The organism is Luteibacter sp. P4_D7_3, assembly GCF_056401735.1.
This window is the reverse complement of the sequence record NZ_JBFUIT010000152.1, coordinates 1-9,134: the sequence shown is the minus strand read 5'-3', so window position 1 is coordinate 9,134 and position 9,134 is coordinate 1. Positions and strand designations below refer to the sequence as shown.

Here is a 9,134-nt window from a genome sequence, read left to right as displayed (position 1 = left end):
GAGCACGTCTCCCAGCGGAAAGGCCACCGGATCGATCAGGGCGTAGCGGCCATCGTGGGCCAACTGAAGCAAGGCGAGCTGCGGGTAAAAGGTATTGCGCCGCATGAACTCCGTGTCGAGTCCGACGACGGCGGTCGGGCCGACAGGGGCAAGCCAGGTGGCAAGCTCCTCGTGATTGTCGATCCACGGTGCAGCGGGAGCGAGGTCGCTCGATGTCATTCCTGCGTCCTTGTACGTACATGGAACGCGCGCGACGTTCGTGTTGCCCTGCCGCACGCGATTCTCTAAGGTGGCAGCGCACGATAGCAGGCCCGCACGGAACAACCCACCATGCCGAACACCGAGACCGTCCGCCGACAGCGCGCCATTGGCGGCTCCCTGGGTGTCGCTGTGCTCGGTTTTGCCTTGTTCTATCACTTCTTTCCGCAACTGCTGCACGTCGAGCCGGGCCAGAATACGCCGCGTTCGCCGATGCGCGGACAGCCCACGACCATGGGCTTCGATCAACGCCCCCAGGCCGCACCCGGGGCCATCGTGTCCGAAATCGACGCCGGGCCGCCGATCATGCTCGCGCCGTCATCGGTGATCGCCGCACGCCGCCGGGAGAAGACCAACGAAGTCCAGCTTCCGGCCCAGAAGACGCCGGATTCACCCGAGCTGACCGCCTTGCTCGACCGTGCGGACAAGGCGCTTCAGGCGGATCGCCTGGTGGGTGGCAAGGACAGTGCCGCTGCGATGTTCACGGCCGTCCTCAAGGAAARGGGCGATAGCCAGCGCGCCCTGGGCGGCATGGACGAGGTCCGTGCGCGGCTCGCGGCGGAGATCGAGCAGGACATCGCCCTGGGTGATGCCGACACCGCGCGCGACGGGCTCGCAGCGCTCAAGGCGCTACCGGGAACCACCGCCGAGGTCGCGCCCTTGCAGGAAAAACTGGCTGTCCTCGACAAGGTGAGACCCATGCTCGGGAAGGCGGCCGGTCAGCTCCAGGAAGGCAAGGCGGAGCAGCCGCGTGGCGACAGTGCCCTGGACACCTACCGGGCGGTGCTGCAGCTCGATCCCGACAACGCCGTGGCGGAGCAGGGCGTCATCCAGGTCCAGCGTGTCGTACTCGACAAGGCGCTCGCCGCCGTCGCCCAGAACGATTTCAGCGCCGCGGACGCCGCGCTGGCGGAGGCCGCGACGATCCTTCCCGAATCGCAGGGCCTGCAGGACACCCGAGGCCGCATCGAAGGCATGCGTCGGCAGAGCGGTGCGGCGATGCTGGCCCAGGCGCGTTCCGCGCTGGACGCCGGCAACATCGAGCTCGCGCAGCAGCTGGCGACCAAGGCACAGCAAGTCAGCCCCGATCTGGCGGGTATCGACGACTTCAACGAGAGGGTGACCAACGCCCGTCTCTACGCAAGCTACAAACCGGGTCAGGTCATCGCCGATCGCTTCGTCGACTCGACCGGGCAGGCCCCGGCCCTCGTCGTCTTGCCCACGGGACATTTCATGATGGGCTCGCCGGATGGCGAGCGGGGCCACGACACCAATGAGTCCCCCGCGCATGAAGTCCAGGTCGATAAAGGCGTCGGCATGGGGCGCAGTTCCGTGACGATCGGACAGTTCCGCGACTTCGTACGCTCAAGCGGTTACGTTCCGCAATCGCAGTCCCTGGGCGGTGGCAGCGTCTACGATGAACAGAGCGGCGGCCTTCGCGACGAAGCGTCGGCGACCTGGCAGGACGACTATGCGGGCAAGCCTGGCCAGGAGCGCCTGCCGGTCATCAACGTTTCATGGAACGACGCCAAGGCCTACGCGGACTGGCTGTCGCAGCGAACGGGCAAGAAGTATCGCCTTGCCAGCGAGGCCGAGTTCGAATATGCGTTGCGCGCGGGCAGCACGACGCGCTACTGGTGGGGTGACGACAATCCCACCTCGCGCGTGGAGAACCTCACCGGTGGCAATGACCGTTCCGGCTCCGGGCGCCGTTGGAGCAATGCGTTCAGCGGCTATAAGGACAGCTACTGGGGGCCGGCGCCGGTCATGAGTTTCACCCCGAATCCGTTCGGCCTGTATGACATGGGCGGCAACGTGTCGGAATGGGTCGGGGACTGCTGGCACGACAACTACATTCGCGCACCGCGCACGGCGGAAGCCTGGGTCAATCCGGGCTGTTCGCGGCGGGTGATCCGCGGCGGGTCCTGGGGCAGCGCGCCGGACATGGTTCGCTCCGCCTATCGTCAGGGAGCGGATGCCGATCTGCGCAGTGCGCGCGTCGGCTTCCGCGTGGTTCGTGAACTGTGATGCTTGTTGCGAAGGTTTGCCGAAACCGCACCACGTAACGCTTGACGCCGACCCGTTACTGGTTACAAATGTGGTGTCGCCTCTCAGCCGCCACGAGGTCCTGCGTGTCTACCTCCATCATCGTTGGCTATCGGCCGTTCCCGGGCCGCACCGATCTGGTCGTTTCGATCCTGCTGGAAATCTACGAGGCGATGCAGCGGGCGGGCCTGATCACGGCGCGACGCCCGTGGATCATGCGAAGCGAGGACGGAAACATCGTCGCCGCCTTCGAAATGACCGATCAGTACTCGTTTGCGGCATCGGAGAAGTTGCGCGAAGTGAGTGTGTTGCGCGCCCGCCTGATGGGCGTCGCCGAGCGACTTCCGCTGGCAAGCCTTGCCGAGAGCGAACAACCCTACGCGGAATTCGAGACCACCACCGACTACCCGGCGGCGAGTGCCGCGCGCTGAGCGTCAGGCGCCGGTGAGCGGCAGGCGCAGGGTGAAGCAGGTGCCCTCGTCCGTGCTGGAGCAGACCGTGAGCGTGCCTCCGTGGGCACGCGCGATCTCCGAGGCGATATACAGTCCCAGCCCGAGTCCGGGGCGTGGCGTCGCGCTTTCCGGTCGATAGAACGGCTGGAACAGCATGCCCTGCGTGGCGGGATCGATTGGCGTACCGAAGTTGGTGACCTCGAGCACGACAGCGTTGTCTTCGACGCGCCCGTCGACGCGGATCGCCCGTCGCGTGTCGCCATGGGTCATCGCGTTGTTGAGCAGGTTGGCGAGCAATTGCTGCAGGCGCACCGGATCGAATCGAAGCGCTCTCGGTATGTCCAGGTCGCTGACGATCGTGGCGGTGGGGTGTGCCGCGGAGACCTCGGCCACCACCCGGCCGACCATGGCGGCGAGATCGCCCTGTTCCAACTGGGCCACGGGAATGCCTGAAGCAAGCCGAGCCCGCGCGAAATCCATGATGTCGTCAATCAGGTCGGTCATGCGCTTTGCACTGGCCGTGATGACTTTCGCGAGGCGCCCCGCCCGAGGCGGTAGCGCCATGTCGGCGAGGGCCTCGGCCGCCATGCCTGCTGCCTGCAACGGGCTGCGCAAGTCGTGGCCTACGACGGCGAGGAATTGCTCGCGCAACACGCCTTCGTCCATTGATGTGCGCAGCGCGCGTTCGGCATGTTCCACCCKACCTTCGAGTGCCATCTGCGAGGCAATGAGCTCGCCGTAGAGGATCATCTCGGTCGCCAGCCTGTCTTCGTCCACGATGACGGGGCGCGAATCGATGGCGCACAACGTACCGAAGAATTCACCGCCGACCGTATAGATCGGCACCGAGGCATAGGATTCGAGCCCGTAGTGCTTCGGGGTATGGTGGTTCGAATAGACCGCGTGCTGACTGGCATGCCCGAACACCACGGGGTGGCGGTGCGAGCGGATGTCGTTGCAGATGGTTGTCTCGAGGACCAGGTCCTCGCCAGGCCTTAGCCCGAAACCGAGGTCGTCGCGAACGGCGCAGGCGGTCCAGCGGTTGTCGGTGACGCGCGCTACGGCCGCGAATCGCATGCCGGTGGCACGGACCACGGCGTCGAGGATGCGCGGGACGACGGACAGCCGCGCAATCGCTTCGACCGACACATCGATGTCCGTTTGCAGCATGGCCCCAGGGTGCGTCATCGGGGGAGTCTAGCGGCTGTAAACGACCGCGGCCACAATCAGTGATAGGCTTTTGTGGACTTTTCGATCCAGAAGCGGTGAGGCATGGCGCGTCCACGTGAATTCGACCGGGATACGGCGCTCCAGCGCGCGATCGAGGTGTTTGCCGCCCACGGTTTCGAGGGGTCATCGACGCCCATGTTGCTGGAGGCCATGAAGATCGGCCGGCAGAGTCTTTACGACACCTTCGGCGACAAGCGGACGCTTTACCTCGAAGCCCTTCGCCGGTACTCGGAGGAAAGCACCGGAGCGACACTGTCGGCGATGTTTGACAGCCACGCCGTGCTCCAGGGCATCGAACAGGCCTTGCTGGGCTTCGCGGATGACGCCGTGTCAGGCACCAGCCGCGCATGCCTTGGCATCCATGCTGTTACGGAGTTCGGCACGTCCGAACCTGACGTGACGGCTGTGACCGATGCCGTGGCTCACCGGACCTTGCTGGCATTCGAAAGCCGGCTTCGCGACGGCATCGAGCGGGGGGAGCTGGCAGGGGATCTCGACGCGACGGCGGCGGCGCAGTTTCTTCTGGCGACACTGTCCGGCCTGAAGGTCGCCGCACGTGGCGGCGCATCGCAGGCAACGCTGCATGGGATCGTCGGCGTCGCCTTACGGGCGCTGGCGGCGTGATGGTTTGTTATGGAACAATCAGTCAATAAATAGGTACACTTGGTCTCGGGGACATGTTCAGTCGTACCGCGGCTGCAGCTGCCCTGTTTTTTTTACCCTTGTAATTGACCAATCATTCCATAACTGGAGAAATCATGACCATTCGTCCTCTCGAAGGAAAAGTCGCGTTCATCACCGGGGGCTCGCGCGGCATCGGTGCAGCCATCGTCCGCCGCCTCGCTCGGGAGGGCGCGTCGGTCACGTTTACTTACGCAGCCGCGGCCGATGCCGCCGAGGCTCTCGTTGGCGAGGTTGCCGCATCGGGTGGGCGCGCCACGGCTGTTCGGGCAGATAGCGCGGATGCGGAGGCCCTGGCTGTAGCCATCGACGCGGCAGCGACCCTCCATGGACACATCGATATCCTGGTCAGTAACGCAGGCGTGATCACCCATGGTCCTGTCGACGACCTGCCGGTGGAGGAGTTCGATCGGGTGTTCGCCATCAACGTGCGCGCCGTGTACGCGGGTACGCGTGCGGCCGTGAAGCATATGGGGGAGGGTGGAAGCGTGATCACGGTCGGCAGTATCGTGGCCGATCGCAGTGGCTTCCCTGGCACGGCGATCTATAGCGCTTCGAAGGGTGCGATCAAATCGATGACGCGCGGCTTCGCGCGTGACCTTGGCCCACGCGGAATCACCGTCAACAACGTGCAGCCGGGTCCCATCGCTACAGATATGAATCCTGCCTATGTCGAGGACCTGGTGCTGCCGCTGATTCCCCTGGGCCGCATGGGCAAAGCCGACGAAGTGGCTGCCCTGGTCGCCTACCTCGCCGGACCCGAAGCACGTTTCACGACGGGGGCCAGCCTCACCGTGGACGGTGGCTTCCTGTCCTGAGCCGCCGAAGGGTGAGTCTTCGCCTGTGATTCACGGCTTGCGGTGGACGCTGCGGCGAACTCACACAGGTGCGGCCCATGACTAAGAAAGTCGGACAGAGTCTCTTTACCCGCATGGCGATGGCGGTGGCCAAAGCGGCCGGCAAGCCGGCGACCTTCATGGTCGCCGTGCTTGTCGTCATCGTATGGGCGGCCAGTGGGCCGCTCTTCGGCTTCGGCGACACCTGGCAGCTGGTGATAAACACCGGTACGACGATCGTCACGTTCCTCATGGTGTTCCTGATCCAGAACACGCAGAACCGTGATACCGAGGCCATGCAGATCAAGCTGGACGAGCTCATCCACGCCATCAAGGAAGCGAACAACTCGCTGCTCGATCTGGAGGAGCTCGACGAGAAGGAGCTGGACAGCATCAGGAAGACTTACTTACAGCATGCTGCCGATGCGCGTAACGAGTCGCGGAGTGGCGGGCGGTTATGAGGTCGTCGCATTCATGCCCGAACTTCAGGCCATGGGAGCTGTACCTGTCGCGCCGCTCGAAGATGATTTACGACGTTAACGACTTCATAGTCGGTTCGCGTGCCATTTGCTGTCTGCCACTGACGAACGCGCACCCGGCAGACGAGGGCGTCGCCCTTTGAGAAGGACTTCATATCGCCGTGGACGGCTTGTAGGAAGTCGGCATCGGAAATGGTCGCGCTGATCGTCGAAGATCCGTCCGATAGACGCCACTTGTTGTTTTCCTTGAAGGTAAGGGAAACAATCGAAAAGGCCATGTCTCTGATGTCGTCGATGATCAGGGATTCGTCGGCAGCCGGCGATATGAACGAGCTGAGTTCGCTGTCGCGCACCGTGACATTTACCCGGGTGCCCTGGCCGAGCGCGAAGACGTCGATTCCGGGCCTCTCCAGGGGAGCGAGCACCTGCTGGGTCGCCTTCCTCACCCCCACGTCGCGTAGAAGGTCCACGGTGTCCCGCTCGGTATCGTAGAACTCGTCGCCGACATAAATGCGCACCGTCGGTTGCCCGGGTCGGTCGGTGCCGATAGCCTCGATGCGTGTGATAGGGCGGCTGCGAAGCCATTTGAGCAGCGGAAACAAGCCCTTCCTTCCTATGACACCAAGCGCGCCGAGGATGGCTGTGGCGTTCGCGATTGCTGTCGCCTCGGTGCCAGCAAAGATATCCTTGACCGACTGAAGCCACTGCACGCCGGTGACAAAGTCGACGTTGAAGCTGCCCGTTTTGAACGAGCCCTTTACGTTGACATGAATCTTTGCCTTGTCTCCATACAGCACGCGAGCAGACGCTTCCAGAAGATCGGCCATCGCGAGCAACGCGGGGGCGAGCTCGCGCGGGTCCATCTCGTGGTTTTCGAGTGCGGGGCCGTCGTAGCTGACGCGAAATTCGGTTACATCAGACATTGCTTAGATGAGCCTCAAGGTCGAGCAAACTACTTACCGCTTACCGCGTCGATGACCGCCGCGACATCGTCGTGACCAGAAAGACGAAGAAGCACGGCGATCATCGAGGCGGTGACCCCAAGAAGGGCTGTCAGCCCGGCGCAGGCCCATAGGCTCAGCTGAACCTTCGTCGGAAAGCGATCCATTTTTTCCGAGATAGTTACGGAAAGGGAGTTCATTTTCTCCAACAGATTTGTGGAAAGAGAATCCATTTTTTCGTTCGAGTTCGCGAACATGGTGTCCATCCGCTCGGTCAAGCTCGCGGACGAGGTGTCCATCCGCTCGGTCAAGCTCGCGGACGAGGTGTCCATACGCACAATCAAGTTCGCGAACATGGTGTCCATACGCTCGGTTGAAGTCGCGGATACCCTGTCTATTTTTTCGGTCAAGTCCGCGTACGAGGTGTCCGTGCGTGCAGTCAAGTTTGCGAACATGGTGTCCATTCGCTCGTTTGAGGTCGCGGATACCCTGTCTATTTTTTCGGTCAAGTTCGCAGATACGGTGTCGATCTTTTCCGTGAGGTTCGCAGATACTGTGTCGATTTTCTCCGTCAGGTTCGACGATACAGTGTCGATTTTTTCCGTGAGGTTCGACGATACGGTGTCGATCTTTTCCGTGAKGTTCGACGATACGGTGTCGATCTTTTCGGTGAGGTTCGACGATACGGTGTCGATTTTCTCCGTGAGGTTCGATGATACGGTGTCGATTCTCTCCGTTAGGTTCGACGATACGGTGTCGATCTTTTCCGTGAGGTTCGAAGATACGGTGTCGATTCTCTCCGTCAGGTTCGACGATACGGCGTCGATCTTTTCCGTCAGGTTCGCAGATACGGTGTCGATCTTCTCAGTCAGGCTCGAAGATACGGCGTCTATTTTTTCCGTCAGGTTCGCGGACGAACTGTCTATTCGCTCTGTCAAACCTGCCGACTGGAGGTCGACTCGCTCTAGCAGGTTTCTTGACGAAGAATCCATTCGCTCCGACAGAATTCCCAGGCTTAGGTCGACGGAGCCGAGACGCACCCGGATGTCACGCAGATCAGAGCGAACCTCATCCAGGTCCCTGCGTACGAACTTCATGTCGGTTTCGAGCTCAGCGACTCGCGCGTCCAGGCGGTAAAACGACGTGAAGCGCTGCGCTCGATAGGGCGGCTGGTTATGGGTCGACTGCACGGGGCACTCCTGGCAGCCGAGCCGGCGGCGCCTTCACTGGCGTAGGTTGGGCGTAGATCACATAGGGCGCTGGCTGCAGGGACATCGGCGTTGGGGGCTTCAGGAATCCCCAGGCAGTGCCCGCTGCAGCGAGCGCCCCGAACACGATGACCTCAATCCACTTTGTCTGCGCGGAGAACATCCGACGGATATCGCCGCGCATTTTTTCCATGTCGACGCGAATCTCCAGCAATCCTGATTTCAAGCTTGCGCGTAACTCTGCGTGGTCAATTCGAACACCTTCGACGGCGGTCGTGACTCGCGCCTCAGTCGCCGCAACGCGGGCGTTCACTTCTTCGACGTAGGTACCAGACATGACGGGTTCGACCAGGCAACTGTGAACAGCAGGTCGGCATCGTACGTCGCTGAGCTGCAAGTATCTGTAGGCGTCGGGTGGCGAAAGTGGCAGGCGTTGTGCTGCTTGGTTCTTGGGGTTTGCCGAGCGAACGTGAGGCAACAAAAAACCCGCCGGGAGGGCGGGTTCATTGAGAACAATCTGGTGCCGAAAGAGGGACTCGAACCCTCACTGTATCACTACAAACGGATTTTGAGTCCGCCGCGTCTACCGGTTCCGCCATTTCGGCATGGGGCCATGCATTATGCGGGAATCAATGCACCTGGTCGAGACCCAGTTGACGTTCGGTACGCTCGTACCAGTCGTCGCCCTCGGGCTTGAATACGGCGCACTGGGTCATGCGGCCGGAATAGATGTGCAGGCTGACCGCCACCGAATCCTCGCTGGGATTGCGGATGGTGTGGTACTCGTGCGGCGGGATGAGGCTGCCGGCCGAGCCGGGGCCGGCCTGGATCGAGCCCACGGGACGGAAGTGATAGCGCTCGGCTTCGTGTTCGCCGAGTTCGTACTGGACGATCTCGAGCGAGCCCGCCCAGACGCCTTCGACGCACCACATGCCGCTGTGGTCGTGGATCAGGGTGCCCTGGCCGGGGCCCCAGGTCATCGCGATGACGCTGTAGCCATGGT

General features: G+C 62.4%; 10 protein-coding genes, 1 tRNA gene and 1 pseudogene. 5 read left to right on the top strand and 7 right to left on the bottom strand.

The features are described 5' to 3' along the window. Positions 1–219 (bottom strand): annotated as a pseudogene (locus tag AC1DSN_RS13665) (ribonuclease D); the annotation flags it as partial. 111 nt (positions 220–330) lie between these two features. On the opposite strand from AC1DSN_RS13665, the gene AC1DSN_RS13660 reads away from it, so the two are divergent. Together AC1DSN_RS13660 and AC1DSN_RS13655 are read left to right on the top strand one after the other, a co-directional pair. Next, entirely contained in the window at positions 331–2,286 is a 1,956-nt protein-coding gene (locus tag AC1DSN_RS13660) for a formylglycine-generating enzyme family protein (protein WP_477331145.1), read from the top strand. A gap of 104 nt (positions 2,287–2,390) precedes the next feature. Next, positions 2,391–2,735, top strand: a complete 345-nt coding sequence (locus AC1DSN_RS13655; RefSeq protein ID WP_477297320.1) for a hypothetical protein — start codon at positions 2,391–2,393, stop codon at positions 2,733–2,735. 3 nt (positions 2,736–2,738) lie between these two features. Here the strand turns inward: AC1DSN_RS13655 and AC1DSN_RS13650 are convergent, their stop codons facing one another. After that, a complete protein-coding gene (locus tag AC1DSN_RS13650) occupies positions 2,739–3,926 on the bottom strand; it encodes a GAF domain-containing sensor histidine kinase (RefSeq protein WP_477331143.1) in 1,188 nt (395 codons plus the stop codon). A gap of 102 nt (positions 3,927–4,028) precedes the next feature. Between AC1DSN_RS13650 and AC1DSN_RS13645 the strand changes: the two genes are divergently transcribed. The 3 genes from AC1DSN_RS13645 to AC1DSN_RS13635 all read left to right on the top strand — a co-directional run bounded on the left by AC1DSN_RS13645 (position 4,029) and on the right by AC1DSN_RS13635 (position 5,964). Next, positions 4,029–4,610, top strand: a complete 582-nt coding sequence (locus AC1DSN_RS13645; RefSeq protein WP_063574191.1) for a TetR/AcrR family transcriptional regulator — start codon at positions 4,029–4,031, stop codon at positions 4,608–4,610. Positions 4,611–4,744: 134 nt separating this feature from the next. Beyond that, a complete protein-coding gene (locus tag AC1DSN_RS13640; protein WP_477331141.1) occupies positions 4,745–5,485 on the top strand; it encodes a 3-oxoacyl-ACP reductase family protein in 741 nt (246 codons plus the stop codon). A gap of 77 nt (positions 5,486–5,562) precedes the next feature. After that, entirely contained in the window at positions 5,563–5,964 is a 402-nt protein-coding gene (locus AC1DSN_RS13635) for a low affinity iron permease family protein (protein ID WP_477331139.1), read from the top strand. Positions 5,965–5,975: 11 nt separating this feature from the next. On the opposite strand, the gene AC1DSN_RS13630 is transcribed toward AC1DSN_RS13635, so the two are convergent. From AC1DSN_RS13630 to AC1DSN_RS13610, 5 genes are all read right to left on the bottom strand, one after another. After that, complete coding sequence (locus AC1DSN_RS13630) at positions 5,976–6,905, bottom strand: LAPAL motif-containing putative phage structural protein (RefSeq protein WP_477298709.1); 930 nt, start codon at positions 6,903–6,905, stop codon at positions 5,976–5,978. 29 nt (positions 6,906–6,934) lie between these two features. Next, positions 6,935–8,113 (bottom strand): apolipoprotein A-IV repeat region-like domain-containing protein, encoded by a 1,179-nt coding sequence (locus AC1DSN_RS13625; protein ID WP_477331137.1) that lies wholly within the window; start codon positions 8,111–8,113, stop codon positions 6,935–6,937. Continuing rightward, entirely contained in the window at positions 8,097–8,468 is a 372-nt protein-coding gene (locus tag AC1DSN_RS13620; protein WP_477331135.1) for a hypothetical protein, read from the bottom strand. Before AC1DSN_RS13620 ends, AC1DSN_RS13625 begins: the two co-directional genes overlap by 17 nt. 181 nt (positions 8,469–8,649) lie before the next feature. Further along, positions 8,650–8,736, bottom strand: a tRNA-Leu gene (locus tag AC1DSN_RS13615). Between the two features lie 24 nt (positions 8,737–8,760). Continuing rightward, a partial coding sequence (locus AC1DSN_RS13610; protein WP_477331133.1) for a cysteine dioxygenase family protein occupies positions 8,761–9,134 on the bottom strand: 374 nt, incomplete at its 5' end.